Genomic DNA, 18967 nt, shown 5'->3' with positions numbered 1-18967 from the left:
TCTATCTATCCACCAATTGACAATATTTTTCCTCAAGTAAATTTGTCGCATTTCTAATATCAAACCGTTCATCTATTATTTGTCGTCTCGCTCTCTGATAATCATCTAAAACATACTCAATCTTATCCGCCCATTTTTCAGCAGAATCCAGCGGGAGAAAGGAGACTTGGTCAGAAATCGCCACTTCTTTTGAAATATTCGCTGACAAAAAGACTGGTAGATGGCTCGTTTGTGCTTCGACCGCTACCACTGGAAAACCTTCAAAAAAACTTGGGAGTACGAAAGCGTCAAAGGCTTGATACCAAACAGCTGTATCACTTCTTTTTCCAAGACAATGAACCGAATCTTCTAAACCTTTTTTCGACACCTCTTCTACAAAGGATTGAAGCAATTCTCCCTCTCCAACCGTGACCAGCTTATATTGAGCTGATTTTTGTAACAACTTCTCTAGCACATCGATGAGGAAAAACACATTTTTCTCATCACCAAATCGACCGATAAAACCAAGAACTTTATCCTCTGGTTGGAGTTTCAACTGCTCTCTACTTTGGTTTCGCAGAACTGAATCAAATGCAAATTTTCGCATATCAACTGCATTTGGAAGAACATAGTCTTTATCAAAATGCCCTCCCCACATCCATTCTCCAGCCTTAATCCCACAAGCCCACTTATGAACTCGCAGGTTACGCAATATCGTTGTATTGGTCGCATTGAGAACTTTTCGTAGCAAGCCGTTCGGCGTTGAACTTGAATGCGAATGGCAAATGACATTTGCACATTGTTTTTTAGCCACTAATACCGGCAGAATATTGGCGGCTGACTGCATATGGATATGGATGATATCATAGTGATGATTTTCTAAAAAACGATTAAATTCCTGAATAAACAAAACAGTTTTCTGCTTATAATTAGGCAAGGTGATAACTTGTCCCCCTAGAGTTTGAATATCCTCTGCAAAAGCAAGACCATCTCCATAAATATCCGCAAAATCAAATGTAAATTGTGTTTTATCCATATTGCGGAAGTAATTCAGCATCAGATTTTCAACACCACCTGGATTAGAACTCAATCCAACATGAAGAATTTTTATCACCTATCGCTCCTGTTATTCACTAATTTTCTCTCTTAATAGCTTGGTAAAGATAAATTTACGGACACCTGTCGGCACAATCGCAACTAAAGATTGGACAATCACGCTGGAAGCATAATCCATAAAACCAATCTGATGCCGTTTGTACATCAATTTTCGTGCTCCCGAATATTGTTGTAAATATGAAAAACCTCCACGTCTTTCATACATACCGTCTCCCACTCGTACATGACATAAAACGAGGTCTAAATTTTTTGTGTTAGCACCCGCAGACAACATATTAAGCCAAAGCAAGTCATCTTCCATGTATAGACCATGTTCATAGTTGCCCGCTTTTAGAACAGCATCTTTTTTGAACATCACTGTAACATGATTAAAGGCACTGCGTTTTTTCTGATACTTTGCAATCTCCTCATGTGTAAGAGGAACACGTCGGTGAGCAGTTGGACTGTTTGGAACTGTCATAAATTCACTGATATGTCCACCAACAATATCTAATATCCCATCTTCTTCAAATGCTTTTTCTTGCAATGCCAAACGATTTTCAACAGAAATGTCATCCGTATCCATGCGTGCAATCAGACTAAAACGACATTTTTCAACACCAAATTTCAAAGCTAACCCTAACCCTTGATTTTCTGCGAGGGGATAACGTTGAATCAAATCTGGAAAACGACCTTGTAAATCATTTAATTCACTATAAAGTTCGTCCGTCAAGGGACCATCTTCAACGATGACAATCTCGTCTGGCACTCTAGTCTGATAAACCATGCTCTCAACTGCTTGTTTCAAAAACAATGGCTTCTCATTTTTATATACTGAAAATAATACACTGATACCGTAAGGTACACTACTCATGAATCTCTCCAATTATTTGTTTTAATGTCTCAATTACATATTCAACTTCTTCATCTGTCAACTTCGTATGTAATGGCAACGTAATGGTGTTTTCAAAATAGCTCTGTGCATTTGGGTAATCCTCCATTTTAAAGCCCATTTTTACATAAGCTGTCAATAATGGAAGTGGTTTATAATGCACATTGCAAGCAATCCCTGCTTCTGCCATTTTTGTAATCAACTCATTACGCCGTTCTTTCGTAATACCATCAATATGTGTGATATAAAGGTGATAAGATGAAACATAATTATCGCTAACGTGTTGTAATGGATGAATATTTGTCCCCTCAAAACCTTTATTATACGCTTCGACAATCTCACAACGACGTTTTAATAACTCAGGGTATCGTTTATACTGTGCTAAACCAATTGATGCCATAATGTCAGTCATATTGCACTTAAAACCCGGAATAACAATATCATACTCCCAAGCACCAAGTTGTGTCTTTGCAAGCGCATCTTTGGTTTGACCATGCAGTGAAAACACTTGGAATTGACGATAGATTTCGTCATTATCAACTCCATCGTGATTTTTCCAAGTAATAGCTCCTCCTTCTGCTGTCGTAAAATTCTTAACAGCATGGAATGAAAAGGCCGTAAAGTCAGCAACATTTCCAATCATTTTACCTTTGTAACTTGCACCAAAAGCATGAGCTGCGTCAGAAAGAACAATGATTCTACCATAAAGCTCTTGAATAGAATTGCTTGGTCTAAACAACTCTTTTTTACTATTAATCACTTTTTGGATTTTTTCATGATTACATGGAATCCCTGCTAGTTCGACAGGAATAATGACCTTTGTACGTTCAGTAATTGCTTTCTCTACCAAATCATAATCCATTTCATGACTATTCTCTTGAATATCGACAATAACTGGAGTCGCACCAACATGCTCGATAACACTACAAGAGGCTGTATAGGTCATCGCTGGGACAATCACTTCATCACCTGCACCAACTCCTAACACACGCAAAGCCAGCTCTAAGGCAGCAGTAGCTGAGTTAAGACAGACCGTTTTAGAAGTCCCAACATATTCTGAAAGTAACGTTTCTAATTTTTTGGTTTTTGGACCTGTTGTAATCCATCCTGAACGTAATGCATCTGCTACTTCCGCTATTTCTTCTTCAGAAATATCTGGTGGAGAGAAAGGAATATTCATTTTCTTTGTCATTTCTTGTCCTCATCTTATAACACTAATCACTGTCATCAACATAATTTTAATATCTGAAAAAAAATTAAAAGAGTTGATATATTTGATATTTGGAATCATTTTTTTCGGGAGAATACGGTGTATATAAATATCATCAACGGTCTCTCCCTGCTTCATAAATTCTTCAATAATAGTATCTTCATCCTTAAATTGTATACTAGAAAGTGAAGTAACTCCCGCTGGTAACAACAGAGTTGTTTTCATTTCATCTGTGTACGATAATACATACTTCACAACTTCTGGCCGTGTTCCTACAAAACTCATATCACCGAGCAAGATATTAATCAATTGAGGAATCTCATCTAACCGATAATCTCTAATTTTTGCCCCAATCTTCGTAATCCGCGAGTCATTTTGCTTCGTTACTAAACTTCCAATTTTATCAGCATTCATGACCATAGTACGAAATTTAAAGATTTTAAACAATCGTCCATTAGTTGTTACGCGTTCCTGCCGATAAAAAATGGGGCCCCCATCTTCTAACTTAATAAATATAGCTAAAATCAAAAAAATAGGCGAGAGAAAAACTAATAATAAAACTGACATTAGCTTATCAAATAGAAGTTTTAAAAATAATGATACGCGTTTCTTTTTTAACTGTCTTCGAGCTTCGTGAACTTCAAAAACATCAAGAAATTCTTTTTCTAGCACAATTCTACTCCTGTTTTGCAAATTCAATCAAACGTTCTTTTAGCGTCACATTGTCTAGTTGCAATAGATTATCAATAAAACACTCTACTTCGTCAATTGGTTTTGGTGTAACCTTACCCACAAAAATCTTCTCATGAATTTGTTCGCTCACACGCTCATCAGAAGACAACAATTCTTCATAGAGTTTTTCTCCCGGGCGAATACCTGATTCCACAATTCCAATCTCCGCAACAGTGTGACCGCTCAATTTAATGACTTTTTTCGCTAAATCTACGATTTTTACTGGTTGTCCCATATCAAGGACAAACACTTCACCACCATGCGCCATATAACCCGCTTGAATCACTAATCGACTCGCTTCTGGAATGGTCATAAAGTAACGCGTCATGCGGAAATCAGTAACAGTAAGAGGACCACCTTTGGCAATCTGCTCTTTAAAGACAGGTACCACACTACCACGGCTCCCCAGTACATTCCCAAAACGCACTGCCACAAATTGTGTTTTCCCAGCTTCATTAAGACCTGTCACAATCATTTCAGCCACACGTTTGGTTGCCCCCATCACATTTGGCGGATTAACTGCCTTATCTGTAGATACCATGACAAATTTAGCGACACCGGATGCCTTAGCTGCTTCAGCCACATTTTTTGTCCCAAAAATATTATTCTTCACTGCTTCTTTTGGATTGTATTCCATTAGAGGGACATGTTTATGAGCAGCAGCATGGTAAACGATATCTGGCTTGTACTGTTGCATCAAATCAAAGATTAGGTTTTGATCCTGAATATCCGCAATCAAGGGTACAATTTCAAACTTTCCACCATACTTATCCACCAATTCACGATGAATGAGATAAATCGAATTTTCCCCATGTCCTAATAATAACAAGCGTTTTGGGTGAAATTTTGAGACTTGACGACAAATTTCTGAACCAATCGATCCACCTGCGCCAGTCACTAAAACTGTCTTATCCGCAAAAAATGTCCGTAATTCACCTTGTTCAAGGACGATTTCTTTACGTCCTAATAAGTCAGCAATATCAATTTCTCGCAGTTGTTTACTTGAAATTTTACCGACAACGATATCTTCAACACTAGGCATGTTATTCACTTTAATGTTGAGTTCGTGGCAGAGGTCAACTAACTTTTCACGTTCCTCACCTGATAAGGATGGGATAGCAATGGTAATTTGCTCTACATCATAGTTTTTGACAATATATGGAATACCATCCCGATTTCCAAGCACTCGAGCACCGTGGATATAAGTCCCTAATTTATTAGGATCCGAGTCAATCAAACCAACAATCTCAATATCGCTATTGCCACTTAAAACAGTATCGACAAAGAGACGTCCACCTGCTCCGGCACCGATTACTAGTGTTTTGACTTTTTTCTTTTCACCATTTGAATGAGTATTGTTCTCGATTTTTTCACTTAGCACTCGCCACACAATCCGTGGCAACATGAGAATCGGAAATGTAAAAAACCATGCTAAGAAAAGAAAACGATAGCTGTAATCATTGAATAAGTACGATGCACCAAATAACACAGCATATGCAAACGTAGTGGAAACGAATAGCGCAAACAATACACGATAGTCCGTATAACGGTTAATAATAGAAAATATCTTAAAATAACTTGCAATGACAAAGTAAGCCACTAATACGATAGCATACGAAATCAAAAAACTGGTATATGAAACACTAGCAAAAAAATTGACAAATGCCAACGATAGTCCCATCGCAAACAATAGCAAAATAGTATCAATTGCGATTAATATTATTTTTTTATTTGTACGAGTTAGTTGATTTATATCCATCTTTTTTCCTATATCTTACTTAATTCTGTCAATTACTTTTTAGAAGCTTTCTTGGCATGTTTTGCTGCCTGCTCCTTTTGTTTTCCATAATCTCCGTATGACCCGTAGCTACCGTAGTTATCTTTTTTGGTATCCACCTTATTCAAGATAACCCCTAAAAACGGTACACCACTCTGTTGCATTTGCTCCACTGCCTTCTTGACAAACTTACGGCTAACTGCTCCAAATTCTGTAACCAACAGGCTAGCATCTGACCGTTGTGCAATGACGGCTGCATCAACGACTAAGCCGATCGGTGGCGTATCAATAATGACGAAATCATAAATATTTGATACCTGATCAATCATCGATGAAAAAAGAGCGTTTTGCAATAAGGTCGTAGGGTTCGGTGAAACCTGTCCAGCAGGTACAATATGAAGATTTTCTACACTTGTTTGAGAGATAATATCTGCTAATCCCACATGACCTGATAAATAACTAGTCAATCCATGATAGGCATTGTCTGCCTTAAAAGTCCCTGTCATGACAGAGTTCCGGATATCAGCATCAATCAGCAAAGTCCGGTATCCTGCCTGTGCAAATGAGAGAGCCAAATTAGCAGAAGTCGTCGACTTCCCCTCACTAGGCTGTACAGAAGTCACTGTAATCACCTTAAAGCTACTGCCACTAAATTGAATATTGACACGGATGGAGTTATAGTACTCTTCCATCGTTTTAAACATTTGAGCTTTTGTTCTTGCTAATACAAACTGTGCCATTTTTCTCTCCTTATAACTTTTCTGAATTTGGTACGACACCAATCAAAACAAGCCCTAATACTTCTTCAATATCTTCCGGACGACGCACATGATCATCTAGCAATTCTTTTAAAAGAACACCTGCTACTGAAAGGAAGCCTCCAGCTAGCACACCTAGTAGGACATTTCTCTTTGTATTTGGAGAGGTTGGCTTTTCAGGAACCTTGGCCTCTTCAATCGTTGTGACATCTTCTACTTTTGTCACTTCTTTGATTTTTTCTGCCGCTACTTTCCGTACCCCATTTGCTAATCGTTGGGCTTCTTCCGCATCATGACTGTTCACAGAAATGGTGATAATGCGAGTGTCCGCAGGAATAGATACCGAAATCATCGAGGAGAGTTGCCCCTCAGACATTGCAAGTCCTTCTTTTTGGATGGTATCAGACATGACCGCACTTGACGTAATAATCTCTTTATAGTCATTTACCAAGTAGGAACCTGCTTGCAAGTCTTGTGCCGTAATGCTTTTTTCTCCCATTTGATTAACAACATAAATCCGAGTAGAGGAAGTATAGGTTGGTTTTATCAGTAACACACTGATCAATAACGATAAAATCCCAAAAAAGAGGGCGCTAAATAAAATTAAAACTTTTGCATTCCAAAGTTTTCGCAAGAGATAGAGGACATCAATCTCAATGGTATTCGTATCTGTTGAATTCATTTTTACTCCTATAAATTACTATTTTCTAATAAAGTTTGAGGATTGAAGCGAAAAAGCTCATGGGCTCGTTTTCTGCCGAACTCCCTCATCACAATCCGATAGGCTTCCGCCATATAAGGCTTTCTCTCTCCAGTATTGTGCATGTCACTAGCTACACAATGCACTAAATCTTCTTCTAAAAAGTAACGAGCACGTTTCTTAAAGATCTTGTATTTGTCGCCAAACAACTTTGGCTTTAAAACGTGAGAACTATTGACCTGCGTATAACATCCCATATTAATCAGTTCTTGAACCCGCTCTCTTTTAAATTCCAGTGCATTGTAGCGTTCAATATGGGCAATAATGGGGGTAATGCCCAGCATCAGCACTTTTCCAACTGCTGCTTGGATGTCTTTCCACGGGGTGTTCATACTAAACTCAATCAATGCGAAGCGCGTTCCATTCATTCTTGGCGCATTTCCTGCTTCTAACTTTTGAAGAATATCGTTGCTATAATAAAGCTCTCCACCATAATATAACTCAAGATCCGGAAAGTATTTTGCAACTTCTGCTTTCACAACTTCGTAATGCGCACGAATCTTCTCTTCGGGAGTTTCAAACATGCCTTTGCGCCGATGGGAAGTAGAGACGATTCCACGTACCCCCTGAGCATAGCTTTCAGCAATTAGCTGCATACTTTCCTCTAAGGTACGCGGACCATCGTCAACATCAAAAATAATATGCGAATGAATATCAATCATAAGTTATCCTATTATTTTCCTTCCATCACATCTCTTATAGCTTGCTTCGCTGCATCTACACTTGCTTGGTCTAGGGACATCATATAGAGACTAGCACCTGGCATTGCATAAGATGGCAATTGCCCTGTCGAACCAGTCCCTGTCACATCTTGAGATGTTACCGTAAATGGATTCTTAGAAGACAACTGATTATTGGCAAATTGCATCACTGTTTCTAAAGACATATTGGTTTGAAGTGAATCTTGCAAGCCACTGACGATATTTGAAAAATTAGCAATGGAATCAATAGAGGCTAATTTGTTGATAATAGCTGCTATGACTTTTTGCTGATTCCGACCACGGTCTGCATCTCCATTTGTCAATGAATAGCGCTCTCTTACAAATCGAAGTGCCTTTTCTGAATTGAGGGTAATTTTTCCGACAGGGAAATCATATTCAGATGTGCTGAACGCCTGATCATTATACACTTCGACGCCACCGATTAGATCAATCAATTTCAAGAAACTTGTGAAGTTAATCCGAGCATAGTAATTGATATCGATACCATACAGGTTTTCAAGGGTCTTCATGGACGTTTCAACACCGTAGATACCAGCATGTGTCAACTTATCATACTGATCTCCACCACCATCTGGGATTTGAACATAGGAATCCCGAGGAGTCGTCGTCAATAACACCTTATGCGTATCCATATTAACCGTCATGATAATGTTCACATCTGAACGAGAAACCGTTGAAATAGAACCATAGGTATCAATCCCACTAATATAGAGATTCAAGACATTTGCATTCGCTTGTGTTTGCTTCTCTGGCGCTACTTTTTCAGTAATTTTATAGGTATAAATGGTTTTGAGCTTCTCTTCGTAATCTGGATAAGTCAGCTCTAGCAAACTAGAATAGGCACCGTTTAAAACCATCGCCTGCGTTGAGCCACCCGTCACATTTTCATAGGCATGTTGATAAGAATCAACTGTTTCTGTCGCCAACGTGACGCCCTTATTTTGCTGAATATCGTTGACTAATTTTTGGATATTTTCCGAGTCATTCTTCGTTGGTGCCTGGACAGTCGTTAATTCCGAAACATCTGAAATAGGACTATCTGCCGCGACAACCACGCGCATCTCTGTTTCTGAGTAAGAAGCAGTTTTATTGATTTTTTCAGCAACTTGGACCGTTGACTGCACAACATATAAGCCAGCAGCAGATAAGAGGGTAAATACCAGTAAGACAATTGCAGTTCCTAATTTTGCTTTTTTCGATAACAGCAAGAGGAGCCCAAACACAAAAATAGCAACCAAGATACCTGTCAGAATGACATTGAGGTGTCTAAAAGCCAAAAAATGATGGCGGAACATCTGATAGGTAAAAAAGGCAGCCAAAACCGTATAAAGTGTTAACAAGGCAGAGTTTATCATACTCCAAGTTCGATGGGAACCTGTCTTTTTCTTCTTAGATTGTGCACGTCTAGACATTGAATTCTCCGATTTTTAAAAATACTTAAACGAATCTAGAATACCATTTTTTCAGAAGTTTTACAATGAAAATCACTGCTTTTTTACATTATTAGTGAAATTTATTTATATTTTTACACATCCTTTTTAGAACATTTCTATATTTCCGAACATTAACCGTTTTCATAAGAAATGTCAGAAAATTAGAAATTGGTGCGGTGTTTTTAATTTGTACCTTGTTCAACTTCTTGCAGGAAATCCGTTTTTGAGATACACTACTATTATGAGAATCCAACAATTATACTATATTATTAAAATTGCAGAAACTGGCTCCATGAACGAGGCGGCAAAGCAACTCTTTATTACCCAGCCCAGTCTGTCAAATTCCGTCAAGGATTTAGAAAAGGAAATGGGGATCACTATTTTCAACCGCCATCCAAAAGGCATTACCTTAACAAAGGACGGTATTGAGTTTTTATCCTATGCACGCCAAGTGGTCGAGCAGGCTGAATTATTAGAAGAACGGTATAAAAAATCAGATGTCCGACGTGAATTGTTTAGCGTATCCTCACAGCACTATGCTTTTGTCGTGAACGCCTTTGTGAGCCTCTTAAAAAAGACAAACATGGAAAACTACGAGCTCTTCTTGCGGGAGACGCGGACTTGGGAAATTATTGATGATGTCAAAAACTTTCGTTCAGAAATCGGCGTTCTCTTTTTAAACCAATTTAACCGTGATGTCTTATTGAAACTGCTTGATGATAATCATTTGACCTATACACCACTCTTCACAGCAAAACCACATGTGTTTGTCAGCAAAAAAAATCCTCTGGCTAAAAAAGAAGTCGTCACACTAGATGATTTGGTCGATTTCCCTTATCTCAGCTATGAGCAAGGGATTCATAACTCCTTCTACTTTTCAGAAGAAATTTTATCCCAAGAGCACCACAAAAAATCAATTGTTGTGTCCGACCGTGCTACACTTTTTAATCTCTTAATCGGACTAGATGGCTACACCATCGCAACAGGTATTTTAAACAGTAACCTAAACGGAGATGGTATTGTCTCCATTCCACTGGAGTATGATGATACGATTGAATTGGTTTATATTCAGCATGAAAAAACGCACCTCTCTAATATGGGAGAAAAATTTATCCAATACCTACTTGATGAAGTGCCGTCTGATTTTTAAAAGCTCCAGTTGATGGCTCTTTGTAAAGCGAATCTTATACAAAATTATGAAAAAATAATGAAAAGTTTTTTGAATAAAATTGAAAACTCTTCAATTTTATAACAGGAAACGCTTTCATTATTTTTTCTTTTATGGTATAATTTAATTATCTTAAGAAATAAGGAGTGATCATTTTGGCACAAAACAAATTATTAGCGATGATTCTTGCTGGTGGACGTGGTACACGTTTGGAAGGCTTGACAAAAAAAGTCGCAAAACCTGCCGTAGCTTTCGGAGGTAAATACCGTATCATCGACTTCCCTTTAAGTAACTGTGCAAACTCTGGTATTGATGTTGTTGGTGTCTTGACCCAATATGAATCTGTCCAGCTGAATTCTTACGTCGCACAATCGCAACGTTGGGGACTTGATGTTCAAGGATCTGGTATCTTTGTCTTACCTCCTCGTGAAAAAATCGAAGGTTTTGGACTCTACAAAGGTACTGCTGATGCGATTACCCAAAATATTGATTTCATCGACCTACACGAGCCAGAATACGTCCTTATTTTGTCTGGTGACCACATCTACAAGATGAACTACGATAAACTGTTGGACACTCATATTCAAAAAGAAGCGGATGCTACTATCGCAGTTATTGAAGTCCCAATTAAGGAAGCTTCTCGTTTCGGTATTATGAATACGGACGAAAACTACCGTATCGAAGAATTTGAAGAAAAACCTGAAAATCCTAAGAGCAATCTTGCTTCAATGGGGATTTATATCTTTACCTGGAAGAGCCTCAAAAAATATTTGCAAGAAGATGACAAATTGGACACTTCTTCTCATGACTTCGGACATGATATCATTCCAAAATATTTGGAAGATGGCAAACGTCTCTATGCTCATCCGTTCCGTGGATACTGGAAGGACGTCGGTACTGTCAACAGCCTTTGGGAATCCAATATGGACTTGATTGATCACTCTGGTGACCTAGATCTGTCTGACCCAACTTGGAAGATTTACTCAGAAGACTCTGGCTCTCCTGCTCAAGTAATTGGCTCAAAAGCAACTGTTAAAAATGCTTATATTGATAAAGGAGCTATCATTGACGGAACAGTCGATCATTCTGTTGTTTCAACGGATGTCATTGTCGGAGAGGATTCTTCTGTGAAAAATTCTGTCCTTCTACCAGGCTCTTCTGTCGGTGAAGGTGCTCAATTAGAATATGTCATTGTCGCTGAAAATATAAAAATCGGTGATGGCGTGAAACTTGCAGGAACTGCTGATAAAGTCTTGCTAATTGACAAGAATACGACAAAATAAGAGAGGGAAACTATGTTAAGAAATACATTGGGAATTGTCAATATCGAAGGAACAAATGTTCATTTTGGAGATGTTATGAACCACCGCGGTGTGCAAGCTTACGCTTTCCTCGGTCGTTATCGTTTGATTGACTTTATCCTATCCAATATGTCCAACTCTGGCTTGACAGAATTTCAAGTCTATATGCCAGCTAGAATGCGCTCCACAATCCAACACGTGGGTACAGGAAAACATTACAATATCAACAGTAAACGTGGCAAACTCCGTCTATTGAACAGTGTAACAGATCCAAATTCTGTCTACCAACATGATATTAAGGCTTTCTCAGATAATATTCACTATATCGAAAGTTCAGATAAAGAGTATGTCTTGATTGCTCCTTCTTACTTCATCTATAGTCAAGATTTCTCAAAATTGCAAGACGAACATTTGGAAACTGGAGCTGACATCACTGTTCTCTACAAAAATGTAACAGATGCTAAAAATCATTTTATTGGTTGCCAAACATTAAAATTTGGTGATGACAAACGGATTGTAGAATTCCAAGAAAATCATGGAAAATACAAAAACCGTCCCGTTTCTTTGGAAGCCTACTTCATGAAACGTAGTTTGTTCCTTGAGCTCATCAAACGTGCAAATAAAGTATCATCACTCTATTGGTTGAAAGATATTCTACGTGATGTCGTAGATCAATACAAGATTATGGGCTACGCCCATCGTGACTATGTCGCATGTATCAACACTGTTGAAGCTTACTACCAAACACAATTAGAACTGATTGACCGTGACATCCGCAAATTGCTCTTCAAGAACAACTGGCCAATCTACACACAAACAAGTGATAGTTCACCATGTCTATATGGTCCATTGGCTGAAGTAAAAGGTAGCTTGATTGCAAATGGTGCTCACATCAACGGACAAGTTGAAAATTCTGTCATTGACCGTGATGTTGTCATTGAAGAAGGCGTTGTGGTGAAAAACTCTATCATCCTCAACGGAGTCGTCATTAAGAGTGGTGCAAATATTGAGAATGCCATCGTTGATAAGGCAACAAAAATCATTCACCCAGTAGATATCAAAGGAAGCGAAACATCCCCTGCTTATCTGAAGACTTACCAAATCATCTAAGGAGGGAATTATGACCAAAAAATCAGTCTTGTTTGTCGCTTCTGAGGGGCTTCCCTTTATTAAAACAGGTGGTCTTGCAGATGTGATCGGCTCTCTGCCGAAAGAATTAGTCCGTCAGGGAATGGATGTTCGTGTTGTGATGCCACTTTATTTGAAAATGGCCATCAACAACCACAATCAATTTGATTACGTAGCTAGTTTTGACGTTCGAGCAGGTGACATTCAGACAATGGCGAATGTGTATAGTCAAGTTGTTGACGGTGTTACATTCTATTTCATTGAACATCGTGACTACTTCGAACGTGATCAACTCTATGGCTATGATGATGATGCGATGCGTTTTGGATTCTTCCAACATGCAACCTGCCGTCTCCTTGAAGCCCTCAACTATTTCCCAGATGTCATTCACACGCATGACTGGCATACTGCTGCTATTCCTTTTCTCTGTCATACATTTTACAGTTATCGGGAAGAATTTCGTGCCATTAAGCATGTCTTTACGATTCACAACCTTGCTTTCCAAGGAATTTTCCATGAGCACTATCTCTGGTCTGCGCTTGGTATGGACTTCGGTTATTACTTGGATGGCACGGCGCGCTTCTACGACGATTGTATCAGCTTCATGAAGCTGGGTATTCTTTACGCAGACAAAGTAACGACTGTATCAGAAACCTACGCACAGGAGATTTTAACAGAGGAATTTGGCGAAAACATGCAGCATGTACTGGAGTTGCGTCGCCATGACTTATGCGGTATTGTCAATGGAATTGACTATGATACTTGGAATAGTCAAACAGATTCATACCTTGTAAAAAATTATGGCAAAGATACCATTGCTGATAAGAAAGTAAACAAGCTGGCTCTTCAAGCGCAATTTGGTTTACCACAAGATGAAAATATTGCACTTGTAGGGATTGTTTCCAGATTGACTTGGCAAAAAGGATTCTATCTGATGACGGAAGTCTTAGGCCATCTCTTACAAGCAAATGTTCAATTTGTCATTCTTGGGAATGGTGAAACAGACATCGAGAATGCCTTCAACCACTTCAAGAATGCCTATCCTGATAAATTTGCCTTTTACCGTGGGTATAATGAACCTCTTGCGCATCAGATTTACGCTGCGAGTGATCTCTTCCTTATGCCATCCATGTTTGAACCATGTGGTATTAGTCAATTGATTTCCATGCACTACGGTACACTTCCACTCGTTCGAGAAACTGGTGGTTTACGTGACACGGTAACGCCTTACCATCTGGATACAGCTGCAGGTACCGGATTTAGCTTTGGCGGAAAAGACGCCTACAGTATGAGACAAGTCTACGACTTGGCACTGAAAACATACTATGAACGTCCTGATGACTGGGCAAAACTGGTACAACAAGCAATGGACTTAGATGTGAGTTGGACAGCTTCTGCTGAGAAATACACCTTCCTCTATCAAGAAATCACACAATAAAGCAAGCAAGGGAGTACGATATCGTCGATTCGTCGATTGTCTGTCGGCTCCCTTTTTGAAAGGAGAATTCATGACACAATTTAGTGATGTTGATCTTTACTATCTTCAAACTGGTGAACATACCAATCTCTATGAAACCATGGGAGCTCATATGGTCAAGGAGAGAAACAAAATCCTTGGAACTGAGTTCCGTCTGTATGCTCCAAATGCTGCACAGGTTTTTCTTGTGGGAAATTTCAACAACTGGGAACGCACTCACGAAATGCAACGAGAAGTTGATGGTGTTTTCTATCTTTATGTTGAAGGACTCAAATCACTTGAAACGTATAAGTATTTGATTATTACACAGCAAGGTTGGGAACTCCACAAGGCGGATCCTTATGCTTTCTTTAGCGAGGTTCGTCCGAAAACAGCATCTGTCACATACAATCCTCGCTACAAGTTTAAAGATGATGTCTGGATGTACAATCGTGTCAATTATGATTTCAAGACGAGCCCATTTTCTGTCTATGAAGTCCATCTAGGCTCTTGGCGCCAAAAGGTGGTTGACCAAGCAGCTCTTGAAGCTGATTCAACAGCTTGTTACTACTCTTACAAAGAATTGGCCAGTATGCTGGTTGACTATGTGAAAGAAAACCATTTTACTCATATTGAACTCATGCCTATTACCGAGCATCCTCTCGATGCTTCTTGGGGCTATCAAACAACAGGTTATTTCAGTGCGACTAGCCGTTATGGCAAGCCAGATGAGTTGAAATACTTGGTAGATGCTTGTCACCAAGCAGGTATTGGGGTTATTCTCGATTGGGTACCGCTCCACTTCTGTAAAGATGCGCATGGTCTCTATCAATTTGACGGTTCATCTCTTTATGAATACGAAAAGGAATATGACCGAGAAAATGTGCAATGGGGCACTGCAAATTTCGACCTTGGAAAAGGTTCGACACGTTCCTTCCTTCTTTCGAACCTCAAGTATTGGTTGAAGGAATTCCACTTTGACGGGATTCGTGTAGACGCGCTTTCTTATCTTCTCTACTGGCGTGGAGAATGTGCGGATGAAAATATCAACCATACCGCAGTTGACTTTATCAAACGTGTCAATGCCCTTGTCCATGCTGAGTTTAAAGGTGTGGTCATGATTGCGGAAGATTCTTCTAGCTTCCCTAAAGTCACACATAGCCTAGAAGATGGTGGTATCGGATTTGATATGAAGTGGGATTTGGGCTGGATGAATGACACTCTCAAATACATGGAACGTCCTGCTGTTTATCGTAAATATCATTCGAATGAGTTAACCTTTGGTATGTACTACAACCAAAGTGAGCAATTCTTACTACCACTCTCACACGATGAAGTGGTACATGGAAAGCTTTCTATCATTGATAAAATGAATGGAGACTACGAAGACCGCTTCCATCTAGCACGCGCTTATTACAGTTACTTCTATGCTCATCCTGGTAAAAAACTCCTCTTCATGGGTAATGAATGGGGGCACATACGCGAATGGCACGAATATACTGAAATGGACTGGAATCTGCTTGAGTTCCCAATCCATCAATCCTTCCATCAAATGATGAACTACTTATCTGGCTTTTATCGCGAACATCCTGCCATGTGGAAATACGATTACCAAGCTTACGAAAAAGGGTTCAATTGGGTAAAAATAGATGCTGATTGCAACCTATTTGCCTTTACTCGTACTGCGGAGGAGGATGAAGTGCTGATTGTCAACAACTTCAATGATGTTGATATGTATGAAACCCAATTGAATTTGACGCCTGATACTGAATACAAATTAGTCTTCTCATCAAGCATCCTTCCAATGGAATCATTCTCAATCTTCACAAACGAACACGGCGATACCCATCTCAGTGTACCTCGCTTAACGACTTATTATTTGCAACGAGTGTTTCCCGAAACCCCAAAGAAGAAAAAAGCTACTCGAAAAACAAAGAAAGTTGAAAAATAACTCGATTTGAAGAAACAGTAAAAATCCCTCTGTCGCTGTGACAAAGGGATTTTTTTACAATTCTTAGAGCATTCTGTACTGTGTTTCAATTGTTGCCGTATCTCACCAAAATTCTCTGACAAAATCATCTTCTAGTCGTTCAGAGTAGAAGAGTTCGGACAGCTCTTCCTCTTCAAAAATACGAAGCAGGTTGAGCAAGTCATAAGCTAACTCCATTTCTGGAAGTGCTTGGCGTGAAACCCACTTCACTTCTCCTTCTTCTGATGACCGTAGTTCTCCGGTAAACTCAGACGTCCGGTAGAGAAAAACTAGATAGCGCACATTTTCAGTAGTGTGCCAATGCTTCATCCCAACCAATCGCGGATTTCGAATGGTTAATCCTGTTTCCTCACGTACTTCTCTCGCAACCGCCTCATGCAACGATTCTCCAGCTTCGATATGCCCACCAGGCAAGGCTGCACCAGACCAAGCATAGCGCTTGGGGTCTCGTATTTGCATGACAATATTTCCTTGTCCATCTTCTATCAGGCACATATTGGTTAAAATCACATTTTCTGAACGGGACATTATCTACTCCTTTTATCACGATGGCTGTATTTTATCAAAATTAAGGGTAAAATACAATTTTTTGAGGAATAGATTAATAACAATTTCAATTATACTCAGTAATAGATTTACAGATAACAGCCCGACAAGCATTTTCATAATATGGTTTGATTCCAAAAATATCAACTATAAAATGTGGAAAAGCAGATAAGATAAGAACCTGATTAGACAGATTAATAAATTTTTCGTATTGTTTTAAAAATATAGTTTCAGAATTAGCAATTTCCGATTTGTTTTCAACTAAATACAAAGAACAGAATATAAAATATTGAACCAGTTTTTCGATTTTCTCAACACTATAAAATGGATTATTGTAATTGTCAGTAGAAATGAACTTATATTTTTTCTTAAAAGTTGTTGCACTTCCTTCAACTTCATAAATATCAAACAAATACAATAAAATTTCATCTCTAGTCAAACATTTATCATTAAAACATTTTAAAGCTTCAAACATAGGATAGCTGATTAACAGTTTTCCTTTTTCTGTTGATTCGTTGAAAAAAGACAAAAGGTCTCTCATTGCTGAATATAGAATCGCATTCCTATTCCTTTTTTTATAGTGATAATGCGCATCTAAATCAAAAAAAAGAAAAATATCTGAAAACATCTCATATTCTTCTAATCTAGTATCATACTCAACTCCTCTAGAGTTTAATATTTCTAGTAAAACAGGTATCGTTTCAAATTCATCATCACTACGGTAGCTTGAAAGTCTTTTATACAAATCATAGATTAATGTTCCATAACTCTGCACTACAATTGATGAGACATTGTTTCCGTTTTTCGTCATGAGTTCTTGATGATATTGAATAAACTGATCTATATATTTAGGTTCATCTTTGAGTCCCTCAACAATAAATAATATGTTACTCATTATCAAAACTACCTGCTCTATACATTTTTTCAATATTTTGTGCTTGACGAATTTCACGACCAGAGCGCTCTGCAATATTAGCAATCGTTCCATTTGAGATAATAAAATAGCTATCTGGTCTTAAAATTGCATTCGACATATTTGCAGTGTTGTGTGTCGTTAGAATTACCTGTGCTTTACAATTCTTTAGTTTTTCTATTAGTTTTCTTGATACATCATGATGAAAGTAAGAATCAAATTCATCAATAAACATGAAGTTTATACCGTCAACCAATTGCATATACCACATAAAAAATAATGATAAAGCTAATGTACCTTTAGACATGATTTTAAAGAAATTAGCTTCTTTTCCTGAAGCAAATTTTGTGAAAATATATTTCGTATCATCGATTTCTTTTTCAAATAAGTTATATTTAATGCCGACATATGAAAGAAAGTCTTGATACTCTTTTACTTTATTTTTTTCGATAATAATCTCAGCAATACTTCCACTACCTGTTGTGTATCCTTGGTAATGGTTACCATATATAGAATCAAAAGATAGCATCGAATCAACAAACGTTATAAATTTATTAAATACATCATCCTTGCTACCTTCTATATGATCACTCCCTGTAGCATAAACATACGCCAATTTAACCAGAGATTGATCATCTCTTAATTTATCAAAGTTTATGTTATTACCATTTTTTAGATTTATCCTTCTAAGTTGTTGTTCTTTATCATATTGAATAATTAAATCACCATCTATAAATAATTCCTCATACACAATATCATCATGATTTTTTTTAGAATAGTTATATTCGACAATATGCTTATTGAAATTGAATGTATATTCAAACTTTGCAACCTCGGGCACAGTTTCTAAATTTAAAAAATGCTTTTTATAATCATCACTATTCTTTTCATTATCTGTCAAATGAGTAATGATATCCATAATAGCCAAGCCTAAATTAGATTTTCCAGATGCGTTATCTCCATAAATCACTACTGTATTCAGTATTTCATTTTGAATAATCTCATCATTAAATGCATAATTTCCAGATGTTAAATTAAATTCTATCTTTGACGAAAAATTTTTAAATCCTTCTACTTTAAACTTTTGTAACATTTTGTGGCCTCCTT

Annotated in this window: 17 protein-coding genes; 5 read left to right on the top strand and 12 right to left on the bottom strand. The window is 38.0% G+C overall.

Going from position 1 to position 18967, the window contains the following annotated elements:
- Nucleotide 1: 1 nt before the first annotated feature.
- From A3I9_RS0105750 to cpsA, 9 genes are read right to left on the bottom strand one after another with little or no spacing between them, the layout of a single operon-like run.
- Nucleotides 2–1093 carry a glycosyltransferase gene (locus A3I9_RS0105750; protein ID WP_018378097.1) on the bottom strand — a complete coding sequence of 364 codons (1092 nt, stop codon included), beginning with the start codon at nucleotides 1091–1093 and terminating at the stop codon, nucleotides 2–4.
- Between the two features lie 12 nt (nucleotides 1094–1105).
- Nucleotides 1106–1948, bottom strand: a complete 843-nt coding sequence (locus tag A3I9_RS0105745) for a glycosyltransferase (RefSeq protein WP_018378096.1) — start codon at nucleotides 1946–1948, stop codon at nucleotides 1106–1108.
- A complete protein-coding gene (locus A3I9_RS0105740) occupies nucleotides 1941–3158 on the bottom strand; it encodes a DegT/DnrJ/EryC1/StrS family aminotransferase (protein WP_018378095.1) in 1218 nt (405 codons plus the stop codon). Before A3I9_RS0105740 ends, A3I9_RS0105745 begins: the two co-directional genes overlap by 8 nt.
- Nucleotides 3159–3167: 9 nt before the next feature.
- Nucleotides 3168–3848 (bottom strand): sugar transferase, encoded by a 681-nt coding sequence (locus tag A3I9_RS0105735; protein ID WP_018378094.1) that lies wholly within the window; start codon nucleotides 3846–3848, stop codon nucleotides 3168–3170.
- A 4-nt stretch (nucleotides 3849–3852) separates the two neighbouring features.
- A complete protein-coding gene (locus A3I9_RS0105730; protein WP_018378093.1) occupies nucleotides 3853–5667 on the bottom strand; it encodes a polysaccharide biosynthesis protein in 1815 nt (604 codons plus the stop codon).
- A gap of 32 nt (nucleotides 5668–5699) precedes the next feature.
- Nucleotides 5700–6425: a tyrosine-protein kinase gene (locus A3I9_RS0105725; RefSeq protein WP_018378092.1), complete on the bottom strand. Its 726-nt coding sequence runs from the start codon at nucleotides 6423–6425 to the stop codon at nucleotides 5700–5702.
- Nucleotides 6426–6435: 10 nt separating this feature from the next.
- Nucleotides 6436–7125, bottom strand: a complete 690-nt coding sequence (locus tag A3I9_RS0105720; RefSeq protein WP_018378091.1) for a Wzz/FepE/Etk N-terminal domain-containing protein — start codon at nucleotides 7123–7125, stop codon at nucleotides 6436–6438.
- Nucleotides 7126–7133: 8 nt separating this feature from the next.
- Complete coding sequence (gene cps4B / locus A3I9_RS0105715) at nucleotides 7134–7865, bottom strand: capsular polysaccharide biosynthesis protein Cps4B (protein WP_018378090.1); 732 nt, start codon at nucleotides 7863–7865, stop codon at nucleotides 7134–7136.
- Nucleotides 7866–7876: 11 nt separating this feature from the next.
- Nucleotides 7877–9337: an LCP family glycopolymer transferase CpsA gene (cpsA, locus tag A3I9_RS0105710; protein WP_018378089.1), complete on the bottom strand. Its 1461-nt coding sequence runs from the start codon at nucleotides 9335–9337 to the stop codon at nucleotides 7877–7879.
- A 262-nt stretch (nucleotides 9338–9599) separates the two neighbouring features.
- On the opposite strand from cpsA, the gene A3I9_RS0105705 reads away from it, so the two are divergent.
- From A3I9_RS0105705 to glgB, 5 genes are all read left to right on the top strand, one after another.
- Entirely contained in the window at nucleotides 9600–10508 is a 909-nt protein-coding gene (locus A3I9_RS0105705; protein ID WP_018378088.1) for a LysR family transcriptional regulator, read from the top strand.
- Nucleotides 10509–10681: 173 nt separating this feature from the next.
- Entirely contained in the window at nucleotides 10682–11809 is a 1128-nt protein-coding gene (locus A3I9_RS0105700; RefSeq protein ID WP_018378087.1) for a glucose-1-phosphate adenylyltransferase, read from the top strand.
- A gap of 12 nt (nucleotides 11810–11821) precedes the next feature.
- Nucleotides 11822–12937, top strand: a complete 1116-nt coding sequence (gene glgD, locus A3I9_RS0105695; RefSeq protein ID WP_018378086.1) for a glucose-1-phosphate adenylyltransferase subunit GlgD — start codon at nucleotides 11822–11824, stop codon at nucleotides 12935–12937.
- Nucleotides 12938–12947: 10 nt separating this feature from the next.
- Complete coding sequence (glgA, locus tag A3I9_RS0105690) at nucleotides 12948–14393, top strand: glycogen synthase GlgA (protein ID WP_018378085.1); 1446 nt, start codon at nucleotides 12948–12950, stop codon at nucleotides 14391–14393.
- Nucleotides 14394–14463: 70 nt separating this feature from the next.
- Nucleotides 14464–16362 (top strand): 1,4-alpha-glucan branching protein GlgB, encoded by a 1899-nt coding sequence (gene glgB / locus A3I9_RS0105685; protein WP_018378084.1) that lies wholly within the window; start codon nucleotides 14464–14466, stop codon nucleotides 16360–16362.
- A gap of 102 nt (nucleotides 16363–16464) precedes the next feature.
- On the opposite strand, the gene A3I9_RS0105680 is transcribed toward glgB, so the two are convergent.
- From A3I9_RS0105680 to A3I9_RS0105670, 3 genes are all read right to left on the bottom strand, one after another.
- The gene (locus tag A3I9_RS0105680) at nucleotides 16465–16929 is read right to left on the bottom strand and encodes an 8-oxo-dGTP diphosphatase (RefSeq protein WP_018378083.1); all 465 of its coding nucleotides are present in this window, start codon (nucleotides 16927–16929) and stop codon (nucleotides 16465–16467) included.
- Nucleotides 16930–17014: 85 nt separating this feature from the next.
- Nucleotides 17015–17842 carry a hypothetical protein gene (locus A3I9_RS0105675; protein WP_018378082.1) on the bottom strand — a complete coding sequence of 276 codons (828 nt, stop codon included), beginning with the start codon at nucleotides 17840–17842 and terminating at the stop codon, nucleotides 17015–17017.
- Nucleotides 17835–18953 (bottom strand): AAA family ATPase, encoded by a 1119-nt coding sequence (locus A3I9_RS0105670; RefSeq protein ID WP_018378081.1) that lies wholly within the window; start codon nucleotides 18951–18953, stop codon nucleotides 17835–17837. The genes A3I9_RS0105675 and A3I9_RS0105670 overlap by 8 nt, the downstream gene beginning before the upstream one ends.
- Nucleotides 18954–18967: the final 14 nt, after the last annotated feature.

Source organism: Streptococcus ovis DSM 16829, assembly GCF_000380125.1.
Lineage (GTDB): Bacteria > Bacillota > Bacilli > Lactobacillales > Streptococcaceae > Streptococcus > Streptococcus ovis.
The sequence above is the reverse complement of the archived record's forward strand: the minus strand, read 5'-3'. Positions and strand labels throughout refer to the sequence as shown.